Annotated in this window: 12 protein-coding genes; 10 read left to right on the forward strand and 2 right to left on the reverse strand. The window is 48.7% G+C overall.

Annotation, left to right across the window (positions count from 1 at the left end):
• The first annotated feature begins 56 nt into the window (after positions 1-56).
• From leuA to EKO24_RS12960, 4 genes are all read left to right on the forward strand, one after another.
• Entirely contained in the window at positions 57-1,724 is a 1,668-nt protein-coding gene (leuA, locus tag EKO24_RS12945; RefSeq protein WP_206667272.1) for a 2-isopropylmalate synthase, read from the forward strand.
• Positions 1,725-1,907: 183 nt separating this feature from the next.
• The gene (gpmI, locus tag EKO24_RS12950) at positions 1,908-3,551 is read left to right on the forward strand and encodes a 2,3-bisphosphoglycerate-independent phosphoglycerate mutase (protein WP_127029769.1); all 1,644 of its coding nucleotides are present in this window, start codon (positions 1,908-1,910) and stop codon (positions 3,549-3,551) included.
• Positions 3,552-3,890: 339 nt separating this feature from the next.
• Positions 3,891-4,871: an IS110 family RNA-guided transposase gene (locus tag EKO24_RS12955; protein WP_127029768.1), complete on the forward strand. Its 981-nt coding sequence runs from the start codon at positions 3,891-3,893 to the stop codon at positions 4,869-4,871.
• A 303-nt stretch (positions 4,872-5,174) separates the two neighbouring features.
• The gene (locus EKO24_RS12960) at positions 5,175-6,095 is read left to right on the forward strand and encodes a restriction endonuclease (RefSeq protein ID WP_127029767.1); all 921 of its coding nucleotides are present in this window, start codon (positions 5,175-5,177) and stop codon (positions 6,093-6,095) included.
• A gap of 502 nt (positions 6,096-6,597) precedes the next feature.
• On the opposite strand, the gene EKO24_RS23640 is transcribed toward EKO24_RS12960, so the two are convergent.
• Positions 6,598-6,831: a helix-turn-helix domain-containing protein gene (locus tag EKO24_RS23640; RefSeq protein WP_241674523.1), complete on the reverse strand. Its 234-nt coding sequence runs from the start codon at positions 6,829-6,831 to the stop codon at positions 6,598-6,600.
• Between the two features lie 336 nt (positions 6,832-7,167).
• Here EKO24_RS23640 and EKO24_RS12975 point away from each other — a divergent pair, with 336 nt between their 5' ends.
• The 3 genes from EKO24_RS12975 to EKO24_RS12985 all read left to right on the forward strand — a co-directional run bounded on the left by EKO24_RS12975 (position 7,168) and on the right by EKO24_RS12985 (position 10,007).
• Complete coding sequence (locus EKO24_RS12975) at positions 7,168-8,289, forward strand: aminotransferase class V-fold PLP-dependent enzyme (protein WP_127029766.1); 1,122 nt, start codon at positions 7,168-7,170, stop codon at positions 8,287-8,289.
• A gap of 129 nt (positions 8,290-8,418) precedes the next feature.
• The gene (locus tag EKO24_RS12980; protein ID WP_127029765.1) at positions 8,419-9,060 is read left to right on the forward strand and encodes an MlaC/ttg2D family ABC transporter substrate-binding protein; all 642 of its coding nucleotides are present in this window, start codon (positions 8,419-8,421) and stop codon (positions 9,058-9,060) included.
• Positions 9,060-10,007: a zinc metalloprotease HtpX gene (locus EKO24_RS12985; protein ID WP_127029764.1), complete on the forward strand. Its 948-nt coding sequence runs from the start codon at positions 9,060-9,062 to the stop codon at positions 10,005-10,007. The genes EKO24_RS12980 and EKO24_RS12985 overlap by 1 nt, the downstream gene beginning before the upstream one ends.
• 338 nt (positions 10,008-10,345) lie before the next feature.
• Here the strand turns inward: EKO24_RS12985 and EKO24_RS12990 are convergent, their stop codons facing one another.
• Positions 10,346-12,763 carry a Lon protease family protein gene (locus tag EKO24_RS12990; RefSeq protein WP_127029763.1) on the reverse strand — a complete coding sequence of 806 codons (2,418 nt, stop codon included), beginning with the start codon at positions 12,761-12,763 and terminating at the stop codon, positions 10,346-10,348.
• 500 nt (positions 12,764-13,263) lie between these two features.
• Here EKO24_RS12990 and EKO24_RS12995 point away from each other — a divergent pair, with 500 nt between their 5' ends.
• The 3 genes from EKO24_RS12995 (at position 13,264) to EKO24_RS13005 (ending at position 14,457) form a co-directional block, all read left to right on the forward strand.
• The gene (locus EKO24_RS12995) at positions 13,264-13,467 is read left to right on the forward strand and encodes a DUF2934 domain-containing protein (RefSeq protein WP_127029791.1); all 204 of its coding nucleotides are present in this window, start codon (positions 13,264-13,266) and stop codon (positions 13,465-13,467) included.
• 186 nt (positions 13,468-13,653) lie between these two features.
• Complete coding sequence (locus tag EKO24_RS13000) at positions 13,654-13,866, forward strand: cold-shock protein (protein WP_127029762.1); 213 nt, start codon at positions 13,654-13,656, stop codon at positions 13,864-13,866.
• 48 nt (positions 13,867-13,914) lie between these two features.
• The gene (locus tag EKO24_RS13005) at positions 13,915-14,457 is read left to right on the forward strand and encodes an HPF/RaiA family ribosome-associated protein (protein WP_127029761.1); all 543 of its coding nucleotides are present in this window, start codon (positions 13,915-13,917) and stop codon (positions 14,455-14,457) included.
• Positions 14,458-14,530: the final 73 nt, after the last annotated feature.

Genomic DNA, 14,530 nt, shown 5'->3' on the forward strand with positions numbered 1-14,530 from the left:
CCTGCCGGACTGTTTTGGCTATGCTATTAGCATCGATTACCCAACAGGAGCCCCCTATGATGCTGCAAAACCCTTCCAGTAAATACCGGCCTTTCCCGCCGGTCCAGTTCGCCGAACGGCAATGGCCGAACCGGGTCATCACCGCCCCCCCGATCTGGATGAGTACCGATTTGCGCGACGGCAATCAGGCGCTGTTCGAGCCGATGAACGCGGAACACAAACTGCGCCTGTTCAAGACTCTTTGCGAGATCGGCTTCAAGGAAATCGAAGTCGCTTTTCCGTCTGCGTCGCAAACCGATTTCGATTTCGTGCGCCGGCTGATTGAAGAGCAGCGGATACCGGACGACGTCAGCATCGAAGTGCTTAGCCATGCCCGCGAACCGCTTATCCGCCGTACCGTCGAATCGCTGAAAGGCGCGCGCCGGGCTATCGTGCATATCGTTAACGCGACCTCGAAACCGTTCCGCGAACTGGTATTGGCGATGTCGAAGGCTGAAGTGCTGGAATTGGCGGTTTCCGCTGTGCGCTTGGTCAAGCAACTGGCCGCCGATCATCCTGAGACCGAGTGGGTGCTGGAATATAGCCTGGAAACCTTCACCGCGACCGAGCTCGATTTTGCCGTCGAAATCTGCGACGCGGTCAGCGCCGCCTGGGGCGCGACGCCGGGCAACAAAATTATCCTGAATTTACCGTCGTCGGTTGAAGTCACGACGCCGAACGTCTACGCCGACCAAATCGAGTGGATGCACCGCCATATTGCCCGGCGCGACAGCGTCATCCTCAGCGTACATCCGCATAACGACCGCGGCACCGCTGTCGCCGCGGCCGAGCTGGCGGTGATGGCCGGCGCCGACCGCGTCGAAGGGTGTTTATTCGGTAACGGCGAGCGCACCGGAAACGTCGACATCGTTACGCTGGCGCTAAATCTTTATACCCAGGGCATTGCTCCCGGACTCGATTTCTCGGATATCGATGCGGTCGCGCGTACTTTTGAACAATGCACACAATTGCCTATCCATCCTCGGCATCCTTATGTCGGCGATCTGGTATTTACCGCTTTTTCCGGTTCGCACCAGGATGCGATCAAAAAAGGCTTTGCCGCGCAACAGCCCGACAGCGCTTGGAATGTTCCGTATCTGCCGTTCGACCCGGCCGATCTTGGCCGCAGCTATGATTCGGTCATCCGTATCAACAGCCAGTCCGGCAAAGGCGGCATCGCCCATTTGCTGGAATCGCAATACGGAGTGGTCTTGCCGCGCCGCTTGCAGGTCGAGTTCTCCGGCGTCGTGCAACAACATACCGACAACCACGGCGGGGAAATCAGCGCTGCCGAACTATGGCGATTGTTTTCGCGGACTTATCTCGATACCGTCAATCCAGTGCGCTACGTTGAACATCATCTTTTCGAGCACGGTAGCGGCCAGGGCCTCCGCCTCACACTGGAAATAAACGGCGCGGTCCATCCGCTTGCCGGAGAAGGCAACGGCCCTATCGATGCGGCCGTCCATGCGTTGCAAAGCGTAATCACGAATTTCAAGGTTCGCGATTATCAGGAGCACGCAATGAGCCGTAACGCCGATGCCCGCGCCTGCGCTTTCATCGCAATGACGCAAGCGGACGACCATCGCGAATATTATGGAGTCGGCATCGATACGAATATTGTGACCGCGTCGATCAAAGCGCTGGTTAGCGGCATTAACCGGTTGGCAATTAGTGCGGGATAGTAGGCTCTGTGTCCGCTACGCAGACCTTCCAGGTTTTAGAAACCTGGAAGGTCTATCAAGCAGCCAGAAACACGATGTTTACCGTATCTGCCGGTCGGTGTTTCCTGATAAAATAGCCGCCTAATCGCCGCTAAGGCCCTGTTTTATCCACCTTCCGATTTTTTCCACTTATTCGAAAAATATATGAAATTAGAAAAATCCTCCCGCTTTTCCGCTTGTCCCGGCCCTGTCGTAACCATCGTGCTTGACGGCGTCGGCATTTCTCCTCGCGAAGACGGCGATGCGGTTAAAACCGCGCGCACGCCGATGTTAGATAAACTAATGGCGAATTTCCCGATGACCGCACTGCGCGCGCACGGCACCGCGGTCGGCATGCCCAGCGACGAAGACATGGGCAATAGCGAAGTCGGCCACAACGCGATTGGCGCGGGCCGCGTGTTTGCCCAAGGCGCCAAACTGGTCGCCGAATCCATCGCCAGCGGCAACTTGTGGCAAGGCCAGGCTTGGCAGGAAGTCGTTGCAACCGCGAAACAAGGCGGCACGCTGCATTTTCTCGGCCTGTTCTCGGACGGCAACGTGCATTCCCATATCGACCACCTGCGCGCGATGATCGATCAAGCCAAAAAAGAAGGCGTCTCCAAGGTGCGCCTGCATATCTTGCTGGACGGTCGCGACGTCGGCGAAACTTCCGCATTGGATTATGTCGATCCGTTCGAAGCTTACCTGGACGGCTTGCGTAGCGCCGATTTCGATGTCGCTATTGCGTCCGGCGGCGGCCGCATGACCATCACGATGGACCGTTACGAAGCACACTGGGCCATGGTGCAGCGCGGCTGGGACATCCACGTGCGCGGCGAAGGCCGTCAATTTGCCAGCGCCCACGAAGCAATCGTCACCTACCGTAACGAATCGAACGTCATCGATCAGGATTTGCCCGGCTTCGTGATCTCCAAAGACGGCAAACCGTTGGGACCGATTGTCGACGGCGATGCGGTGGTGCTGTTCAACTTCCGCGGCGACCGCGCTATCGAAATTTCCCGCGCGTTTACCGAAGAAAATTTCACCGCGTTCGCGCGCGGCCCGCTGCCGAAAGTTACCTATGCCGGCATGATGCAATACGACGGCGACACCAAATTGCCGCCGCGCTTTCTGGTGCAGCCGCCGGCAATCGACAGAACGATGGGCGAATATCTGGCTAAAAACGGCATTTCGCAATATGCAATCAGCGAAACGCAAAAATACGGCCACGTGACGTATTTCTGGAACGGTAACCGCTCCGGCAAATTCGACGAAACGCTGGAAACTTATGTCGAAATCCCCAGTGACGTCGTACCGTTCGAACAACGCCCATGGATGAAATGCGCGGAAATCACCGACGCGTTGATCGACGCGGTTCGTAGCGGCAAATACCGCTACCTGCGAGTCAATTACGCGAATGGCGACATGGTCGGCCATACCGGCAACTTCGAAGCGGCAGTTACCGCGATGCAAGGGTTGGACCTGCAATTGGCGCGCTTGATTCCGGTCATTTTGGCAGCGAACGGCACGGCCATTATTACCGCCGACCACGGCAACGCGGACGAAATGTACGAGTTGGACAAGAAAGGCAACGTCACCCGCGACGCGGAAGGCCGCACTAAAGCCAAAACTTCGCACACGCTGAATCCGGTGCCGTTTGTGTTGGTTTCAGGTGAAGACAACCCGGGCTATAAACTGCGCCAGGATTTAGCGGCGGCGGGGTTGTCGAATATTGCGGCGACAGTTCTGAACCTGCTGGGTTATGAAGCGCCGGAAGATTATGATGCTAGTTTGATTGAGTCTGTTTAACGGCAACAAATCTGTATCGCTACGGCATATGACCGTAGTTACGTAGTAGGTTGGGCTGACGTAAGGAAGCCCAACGCATCGGAGCCATAAAGTGTTGGGCTTCGTACCTCAGCCCAACCTTGTATCTTAATCTCTGTCATGGTTAGCTACCCTGGCACAGAGACAGAAAGAGCTTGTGCCCACCCTTAAGGATCAACCTTGTCGCGTAGATCAAGCCTTCTGTCTCGTTTCTGATGCCAGCGAAGACACTGAACGGTAGCCAAGGGCATTGACCCTGTATGCACAAGGCAAGTGGGCTCAGTTGGTTTGTGTTATTCCCCATTCTATAGGATTCAGGTTATGTTATTTGTCGGTATTGATGTCTCTAAAGCCAAGCTCGACTGCAGTCTCTTACTGGATGCCTCTAGCGCTAAACGCCGCGCTAAAACCGTGACGAATTCCAAAGTCGGTGTCAGCGAACTGCTGATGTGGTGCGCCAAATACCAAGCCGAGCCCAACGAGCTCCACGCCATCCTGGAAGGCACCGGCGTTTATCATGAACCAGCCGCTCTGGCCCTGGCCGATGCCGGCGTCACCGTATCGATTGTCAATCCCGCTCAGGTTAAAGATTTTGGCCGCAGTTTGGGTGTCCGTACTAAAACCGATGGCGTCGACAGCTGGGTACTGGCCCGTTACGGCGCCTTGCTCAATCCTAGGCCTTGGACGCCGCCCGCACAGGAAGCCCGCGTCTTGCAAGCGTTATTGTCCCGCCGTGAAGCCATTGCCCAGGACTTGCAACGTGAGCGCAACCGCCTGGAAAAAGCCGAGGCCACCGAGACACCTCTGTTAATTCGGCAATCCCTCCTGGACTCCATCGCTTTTCTGCAACAACAACTGGCCAAGCTCCAGCACGATATTGACGATCACATCAATAAACATCCGGCGTTGAAAGCCGATCGAGAACTCCTCCTCAGCATTCCTGCCGTGGGGCCGCAAGTCAGTAACCACTTATTGGCGGTGATGCATAACCATCGCTTCCAGTCCGCCGAACAACTAGCGGCTTATCTCGGGCTGGTACCGGTCGAGCGGCAATCCGGCTCTTCTATTCTGGGGCGACCACGTCTATCTAAAGCAGGGCCGGCACGTGTTCGTGCCGTACTCTACATGGCCGCTATCGTGGGTACTCAATATAACCCACATATCAAAGCGCTGTACCAACGCCTACAAGAACGAGGTAAAACCAAAATGTCCGCTCTGGGGGCGGCCATGCGTAAGCTGGTGCATTTATGCTTTGGCGTTTTGAAAACTCGTCAACCTTATCAACCCAATTATGGGATTTAATGTTGACTTCCAAGACGGTATCTACTCACTGAACCTGTTGGGTTATGAAGTGCCGGAAGGTTATGATGCTAGTTTGATTGAGTCTATCTAAAAGTATCGCCTCTGCTCGCTGTCGATATGTAATGCATACCGGCAGCTAGCGTATACGATCAAGATAATACGTGTTGAATATACTCGGTTACAACGAACAGAAAGTCTGCGTTTCAGTTTAATCAGATATGTTTAATAACGTCGTAATTTCTTTTACGGTGTATATCCGTAGCGGCGCAGATTAATTTCTAATAAAAAGGAAATATAAAAAACGTGGCAATTCCTGACTATCAAACACTTATGCTACCTGTTTTGAAACTTGCATCGGACAGAAAAGAACATAAATTTAGTCAAGCAGTAGAAGAATTGGCTAACAAGTTTTTATTAACAACAGAAGAAAGAAATGAGCTCCTTCCTAGCGGCGGTCAAGCTGTTTTTAATAATCGTGTTGGATGGGCTCGATCTTATTTGAAACAGGCAGGCTTACTCGTATCTCCAAAACGTGGATTTTTTTCTATTACTGAAAAAGGTATGGAATTACTCGCAAAAAATCCAACACAAATAGACTCATCATTTTTGGAACAGTACCCGGAATTTGTTGAGTTCAAGAACCGTAAAAAGGATAAAAACGAAAGCGGATTAGAACCAGTTTCCACATCTGAATCGGAATCCGCGTTAACACCAGAGGATGCTCTGGCATCGGCTTACAATAAACTCCGTTTATCACTTGAATCTGAAATTCTATGTGCAGTTAAGGAGGTTTCTCCTTCGTTTTTCGAGCGTTTAGTCATCGATCTCCTTGTAAAAATGGGGTATGGAGGAAATCGACAAGACGCTGGAAAAGCTTTGGGTAAGAGTGGAGATGGTGGTATTGATGGCATTATTAATGAAGATCGTCTAGGACTGGACATTATATATATTCAAGCCAAACGATGGGAGGGTGTTGTTGGACGCCCTGAAATTCAAAAGTTTGCTGGCGCTCTTCAGGGGCAACGAGCAAAAAAAGGCGTTTTCATTACGACATCTTCTTTTTCAAAAGAGGCTGGAGAATATGTTTCGGTAATTGAGTCGAAAATTATATTGATAGATGGAGCTCATCTTGCAAAGCTTATGGCCGAACACAATGTTGGAGTCTCTACAGTTGGTCAGTACGAAGTAAAAAAGCTGGATTCGGACTATTTTGATAATGAGTAAAGGCAAAAAGCGGATTACCAAAAGTTAATCCGCCATAGCTTTTCAGTTACCTATGATTCGCGGTTATTTAGCTTAAGTTGAAGGCAGTTTAGGCTTGTTCTAAATTGACAGTTATCCCAATCAGAACAGTTATAATCATTTTGACGATATAGTTGTGTATCACCAATTCCAGAGATCATAAATGTCTGTTTAGAAATAGTGACAGACTTTTCTAAAATCTCGCAGTGAACTTGAACGGTTTCAAAAGTTGTCATGTGATTACTCTCAGATAATATGGAGCTTTCATATTACGGTCACGACATTGCATCGCTTCCACTCTTGTCGTTATACGCATCTTGGCGCAGGCCGGGATAGACCGTCCAAGCGCGTAGCACGAGGTGGCGTTTCCGGCAACAAGCTCTCATAAGGAATATGCAACCCATCATGAAGCCGTTTAATCATTCGCAAGCTCAACGGCCGTTTTCGATTTAATACTTCCGATACACGTCCGCTGCTGCCGATATTAAGCCTCCAGGTCGCGTGCGGTCAGGTTTTGCTGTTCCATGCGAAATTTAATAGCTCCAACCGGATCGGGCGGGGTTATCGGATAGTGTTTGTTTTCGTAGGCTTCGATCAGCGTGACCAACACTTCCATTTCATCGGCTTCCGGAGTACCCGCCTCGGCTTGAAAAACTGTTTCGAGTTGTTGAAACGCGGCTTTTAATTCTTCGTCGTTTCGGATCGGTCTAATAGTCATTGATAGTCTCCACGTCAATCATGTCGTATTGGGCCTGCGGGTCCACGAATTTTAGCTAGGTAAGTGGCATAGCGCCCCTTTTTTTCGATTCCGTCGATATATCGAAATCCGCAAATGGTGCGCAATGCGCACCCTACGATACTCTGAGTCCTATTGCAGCTCCAATTACGCGGTTCGTACCTCATCGGCTTTATAAAGCTAAAAAGATATGTACACATAATCCGCTTCCTGTGTTATTTAAACGCAGCTATTCAAAATCACAAACAAAGTCAGGCCACCATCACGCCTTGATGCCGTTTTAACAGAACATCTCGCCCAACCTAGCCGATAAATATTATGAAACACCCCGAATTCCCGCTAACCGACGAACTAATCTACCTGAACCATGCCGCCGTAGGTCCTTGGCCGAAAAGAACCGGCGAGGCGGTTATTAAGTTTGCCGAGCAAAACACCCGTTACGGCTCGCACTTTTACCCGGACTGGCTGAATAAGGAAGCCGAATTGCGTACGCAGTTACAAGCGTTAATCAACGCGCCTTCCGCTGACGATATTGCCTTGGTTAAAAACACGTCGGAAGCTTTGTCGTTTGTTGCCTACGGTTTACCTTGGCAGGCCGGCGACAATATCGTATCCAGCAATGAAGAATTCCCTTCCAACAGATTGCCTTGGCAGTCTCTGGCCGATCAGGGCGTGGAGTTTCGCCAAGCCGACCTGCACAGCGCCGATACGCCAGAGGATGCTTTATTTGCACTGGTCGACGGCAACACTCGCTTATTGACGATCAGTTCGATACAGTTTGCCTCGGGACTGCGTATGGACCTGGAAAGAATCGGCGCATTCTGCAAGCAGCGCGGCATTTTGTTTTGCATTGACGCGATCCAAAGCCTGGGTGCGGTGCAGTTTGACGTCCAGGCTTATCGAGCGGATTTTGTGATGGCCGACGGCCATAAATGGATGTTCGGGCCTGAAGGTTTGGGCGTTTTTTACACCACGCCGGAAGCCAGAGATAAACTAAAGCTGACCCAGTACGGCTGGCACATGATGAAAGACACTCATAACTATGAAAACCAACCCTGGGAAGTTCATGCCACTGCCCGCCGTTTTGAATGCGGCAGTCCTAATATGCTGGGCATTCATGCGTTTTCGGCCAGTTTGTCATTGTTGCTGGAAACGGGCATGGCGACGGTCGAGGAACTGGTTTTAGAACGCTCCGATTATCTAAAGGATTTAATCGATAAACACGCGCAGTTGGTCTTATTGTCGTCGAAGCAAAATCGGCTGAAATCCGGCATTATTACTTTTAAACATCGGACGGTTCCGAACGAAGCGTTGTACCAACATTTGCAGAAAAACGGCGTGGTTTGCGCCCCGCGTGGCGGCGGCATACGCTTTTCGCCGCATTTTTATAATACTTTCGCAGAAATCGACCGGGCGTTTAAACTGATTGGCTTATTGTAATATTCGCTGATACGTGCCAATACGCAATCGATCCAGCTTGCGCATCGTTGAAACTATCGACATGCTACCGGCTGGAAACCATGCAACAATGCAAAAATGCAAAAACTCAACTTCTAAAGCCAGGTAGCTATGCGAAATCAAACTAAACACTACGTACTCAAAATATTTTTTGCGTTATTACTGGGTTTAATGGCTGTCGGTCAGTCAATAGCCGATGATTTGCAACCGCCCCAGCAAATCATTCAAAGTGTTTCAAACCAATTACAGAAAAAGCTACAGGATAAAGCGTTTACTAAGAATTTTGCCCAAGTAGTTGAGTTTGTTGACGGCGTTATTTCTTTGCATACGGACTTCGGCAAAATCGCACCGTTAGTTCTGGGAAAATATTGGAAAACAGCAACGACTGAAGAACAGCAGCGCTTTAAACGCGAGTTTCAGACACTGATAATAAGAACCTATTCCAGGGCGTTTGTGGAGTATAACGACTGGACCATCCGTTTCGTACCGCTTGAAATGTCGAATGATGTGACGAAAATTGTCGTAAAAACAGAGGTCTTGCAGCCCGGCCTTCAACCTGTTAGCGTTAATTACCGGATGTTCCTGAATCAAGGCGACTGGAAAGTCTACGATATTGTTATTGAGGGTGTCAGCCTGGTGACGAATTACCGCTCAACGTTTAATGAACAAATACAAACCAAAGGTTCATTAAGCGCTGTTATTGACGATCTGGCTAAACGTAACGCCGAAGCGCTTTCAGCAAAAGGTTCCTGATGTCAGCATTTAGCCATCGCGTAAAAAACTTCTTTCATATTTTAGCGCTCTTCATTGGCATGGGCGTTATTTTGTCGTTGGTCGGCTTTGTTTTGGCGGGTGTCGACGGCATTTTATGGGCGGTTTTCTTAGGGATTTTGATATTGGCTATTAGCCCGAATATATCGCCGTCTTTCATCTTGTCCCTGTATAGCGGCAGATTGCTTTCAGCAAGTGATGCGCCCGGCCTTTACCAGGCCACACAAGAACTGGCCTCTCGCGCCCACTTGCCGGCGCCGCCCAAGCTTTATTACTTGCCCAGCCGGCTTATGAACGCTTTCTCTGTCGGCACATCGGCAAATTCGGCGATCGGCCTCAGCGATTCGCTGCTGAATACGCTGACTATGCGGGAAGTTATCGCGGTGCTGGCGCATGAGATTAGTCATATCCAACATAACGACGTACGGGTCATGACTTATGCCGATATTCTGAACCGGATCACCAACACCTTGTCTTTAACCGGCTTTTTGTTGGTTTTTTTAAACTTGCCGCTGTATTTGCTGGGTTTTGTGACGATTTCATGGTTTGCATTGGGCGTATTGATTATCGCGCCGACGCTTATGAGCTTCCTGCAACTGTCATTATCCCGAATGAAGGAATTCGATGCCGACCGCCACGCTATTCTATTAACGGATGATCCGGAAGCCCTGGCAATGGCATTGGCTAAACTGGAAGTTTACGAGTCATCAATTCTAGACATTCTGTTTGGCCGAGGTCACAAAGGATCAATTCCATCTGTTTTTAGAACGCATCCTGACACCGAAGAAAGAATCAAGCGGCTGTTAAATTTAAAAAGTTCAACAAATCGGGAAGCGAAATATCCCGACCATGAACGATTCTTCGTTCCCGTTCACTATCAAAAATCGATCAAAAAACCTCGCAGGCATCTGGGAGGATTTTGGTATTAGATTATTTGGCTGATGTTACGCAAGTGTCCACGAAAAGCACGAAAAAATATCGGCCCGAGGTTTCTTGCCGGCCGTGTTATATCCGGCATTGATGATCATCCGTTCGATAGTTCCCGCCTGTTCGGAACGTTGCCGGTTAAGACCTTCCAGGTTTTCAAAACCTGGAAGGTCTGCCTAGCTCTAGGTTTCTCGCCTAACCTTTGCTCAGGAACGGTTATCATGACGACAGCCCGCACAGAGCGGTCTATAACGATAAACCCAACAGTGAAGGAACGATGTATTTTCACTATTTTCGTGCCTTTCGTGGACTACGCTTTTTGATCATCTACATCAATTATTCAACCATCGTCTAAATGCAATTTTTGCTCTTCTGGTTTGCTGCTAAGCTCTTTCTTAATTTTACTGAACTGCAACAACTGGGCTTCAACTTGGCCGTTAAAGGATTTTGACTGGTAAACGCCCTGCTCGTTAACAAGCCCTGCTTCCATTCCGCTCAGTAATTCAAGCGCCTCGTCGACGGTCGTTACCGCATAAATATAAAATTGGCCGGATTGAACGGCATGAACCACATCCCAGCGCAGCATCAAATGTTTAATGTTGGTTGCCGGAATAATAACGCCTTGAGTGCCGGTTAAGCCTTTTTTGGCGCAAACATCGAAGAAACCTTCAATTTTTTCGTTAACGCCGCCTATCGGCTGGACGTTGCCGAATTGATTGACGGAACCGGTAATCGCCAAGTCCTGGCGTAACGGAACTTGCGCAATCGACGATAAAATAGCGCAAAGCTCGGCAAGCGAAGCGCTGTCTCCTTCAATATGTCCGTAGGATTGCTCAAAGACCAGGCTGGCCGCTACCGAGAACTCCGTTTTTCGGGAGTACCGTGAACCGATAAAACTCGACAATATCAGCACGCCTTTGGAATGGATGGCTCCGCCTAATTTGGTTTCGCGTTCAATATCGACAACCCTACCACCGCCCAAGCGCGTCGTTGCCGTAATCCGGGAAGGCTGCCCAAAGCTGAATTCGCCCAATTGCAAGACCGAGAGCCCGTTTACCTGGCCTACCGTTTTCCCTTCAAGGTCAATTAATACCGTGCCTCTTTCGATATTCTCGTACAGTTTTTCCCTGAGTTTATCCAGCCGGTGCGTTTTGTGGTCGATCGCCTGTTGTACGTCGCTGTTGGTAATATGTTCGTGGCCGTTGCTATCGGCCCAATAGTCGGCTTCCGATAACAGATCCTTGATGCTGCGTAAGTGGGTTAACAACTTTTCCGCATCGCCGACCATTCTGGAGCTGTGTTCTATCACCCTGGCAACCGCATTCCGGCTCAAAGGGCGTAAATTTTCGCTACGCGCGATAGTGCCCAGCAAGCGGGCATAGTCATGGTCATTGCCTTCCCTGGCAACCGAGTTGTCAAAATCCGCGGCGATTTTAAACAGATCGTGAAATTCCGGATCGTATGCGCAGAGCAGATAATAAATTATCGGCTCCCCCATCAGGATCAGCTTTAGATTTAGCGGTATCGGTTCCGGCTCCAGCGATGTCGCGCTGATCAAACTCAGCGTCCGCTCCAAGGATTCGATGCGGATTTTGCCGGACTGCAGGGTTCTTTTCAGCGTATCCCAGGCATAAGGTTGAGTCAGCAACTTTCGGGCATCGATCAGCAGATAACCGCCATTGGCTTTATGCAAGGCGCCGGGTTTGATCATCGTGAAATCGGTAACAAGCGAGCCCATGTAAGCTTGATGATCGGTACGCCCAACCAGATTGCTGTAATTCGGATGATCTTCATAAACAACCGGAGCCGCTTTCTTGTCGCTAAAATCCACAATCAAGTTCACGCCATAGCGTTTAAGCGGATTGGCTTCTTGCGCCAACTCCATAAACGGTAACATTTTTTCGCTTCGCGGCAGAAAGTCCAGCACATGATCGATAATGTCTTTTTGGGCTTCGTTCAAGTAACTCAGCACGGCTTCCTGTTTCGCATATTTTTCGATCAAGTCGTCTATCGAATGGTTGACGGCCTGCTCCGCGACTTCGCGGTTCAACGCTTGCAATTTGCGCTTGGTTTCCTTGCGCCAAATAGGGAAGTTTTTCAACAGTTTTGCCAGGCGTTCCTGTAAGTCGAAAATAGTTTGCTGGATTTCGTGCTGCTTTTCTTTATCGAACTTATTGAACTGCTCGGGACTAATAATTTCGTTGTTTTCATCGGCCGGGGAGAACGCGTAACCGGTCGCAGTTTCGGTAAGAAGAATATGGGAATTCGCAGCATCCTCTCGCAAGCGGCTGAGTTCGCTTATTTCCCGCTGACGCGATTCGCTTTCAAGCTCGCCGGCCCTGGAGCGGTATTCGTCACCGTCGAAAGCCGCAGGAATAGCGACGCTAAGCTCATCAACCAGTTGCGCCATATCGTGCTTGAACACCTTGCCTTGTCCCGGCATCAAGCGAATGGCTTTCGGCTTGGCCGGCTGGCTGAAGTTATTGACATAACACCAGTCCGAAGGAATGGCTTGACGGCCGGCTTCGTGTTCGACCAACTGGCGAATGGTCGTTAACTTGCCGGTGCCGGCAGGCGCCATCGCAAAAATGTTGTAACCGCTTTTATTCATACGGATGCCCAATTTGACGGCATCCACCGCGCGTTGCTGCCCTACGGTAATATCAATATCCTCAAGCTCCTCAGTGGAGTTGAACTTTAATTGTTCAATATTGCAAGGCTTATAAAGTTGTGAGGGGGCCAACGGTGTATTTTTCATAAGTTATGTCTTGTATGGAAAACTTAGTTTATTAATTGGGTAACGTTTAGTATACGCTTCCTGCGTTTTGTGCAGAAACTATACTAATTATGAACGGCTTATGCCCTAAGGGCATAAGTTTCGTTTGAGCGGACAAGCCGCTCAACTCAGCTTTATAGATAATCGTTTAGAGGTTGATAATTAACAACTTTCAATTCAATAATAAAATACGTTTTTAATAATACCCGCTATTTAATCTTATTTCTATACCATTGTCACAGCGGGTATTAGTTACATCCGCACCATCTATTCGCTTCCGATAATTAATATCTTAACAAATACTAATTGCACGGCTAAAAAGAGCATTAATTCTAGCCTGTTTTTATCTTTTCTGTGGAACTAGGTATTTGCACTAATATTTTTATTCATCATTTTTTGTTTCAATAACCGCAACTGGTTTTTGTTCATTAATTAACAAAATCTTATACGAATTTAGTAACGTAGATGTGAGTGAAGTGGAAATGAGTACACCCGTCCAAGACGCCATTTTAAACCCGATAGCGTCTTTTACACCTGTCAACCTCCCCGACTGCTATACAAAAATTGCCGAACTTGCTTTTTATAAAGCGGAAAAAAGAGGTTTTAAAACAGGTCATGATTTTGATGATTGGCTAGAGACGGAACGGGAGTATAAAGAAATGCTTGCTAAAGACATTCTTCACTAGACCGGATTAATTTAAATACTTTAAATTTCTTATACTACTGGAGATGTTATGGCTGATTAACTAAATAATATTCAATAAAAATACTTGGTTAACTATTTAACTGATAGTTTCCATTTACAGCAAACAGAATTAAGTAATATATCCATTACTTAATGAAAACTAAATTTATTCTTTGGGATTTTAATTATGTCGACACAAACAAATACCGGTACAGTAAAATGGTTTAATGCTAGCAAAGGCTTTGGTTTCATCGAACAGGAAAAAGGCCCTGATGTATTTGTGCATTACAGCAATATCAGTACTACAGGATTTAAATCATTGACCGATGGACAAAAAGTAAAATTCAACGTCACACAAGGAAAAAAAGGTCCGCAAGCTGAAGATTTAGTTATTCTCTGATGCTGCAATAACCAACTCATTCCCGTATTTAGCCGAAGGGTGACTGATATGCAAATCCCATTACAAATTACTTTTCGTGGGATACCTCATTCAGATGCCGTAGAGGCTCGAATTCGTGAGAAAGTAAGCAAGCTGGATAGATTTCACTCGCATATTATGAGCTGCAGAGTGGCGGTGGAGTCCGAGCACCACCGCCATCATCAAGGCAACCAGTACCATATCCGCATCGATATTACCACGCCTCGCAGGGAATTGCTCGTCAGCCGCGAGCATCACGACAAGAAGGCCTATGAAGATATTTATGTGGCCATACGCGATGCCTTTAACGTAGCGGCAAGATTACTGGAAGATTATGCACGGATTCAGCACGGTAAAGTTAAAACCCACAACCTGCAAAGCGCCGGAACTGTAATCCGCGTATTGCCGGAAAAAGATCACGGTTTTATCGAGTCTGAAGACGGGCGTGAAATTTATTTCCACCGGAACAGCGTGACAGGAAATGGATTCGATTCGTTACAACCGGGCGACGAAATCCGTTATATCGAGGAAAAAGACGATCTCGGCCCGCAGGCCAGTATTGTTTATTCTTGAAGCGGCCGGCCCGGCCGTTGCAACTCAGGAAAATTAGTAACTACTCAGCGTATGTTTAATAGAACACGGATGA

Source organism: Candidatus Methylobacter oryzae (assembly GCF_003994235.2).
Taxonomy (GTDB): domain Bacteria; phylum Pseudomonadota; class Gammaproteobacteria; order Methylococcales; family Methylomonadaceae; genus Methylobacter_A; species Methylobacter_A oryzae.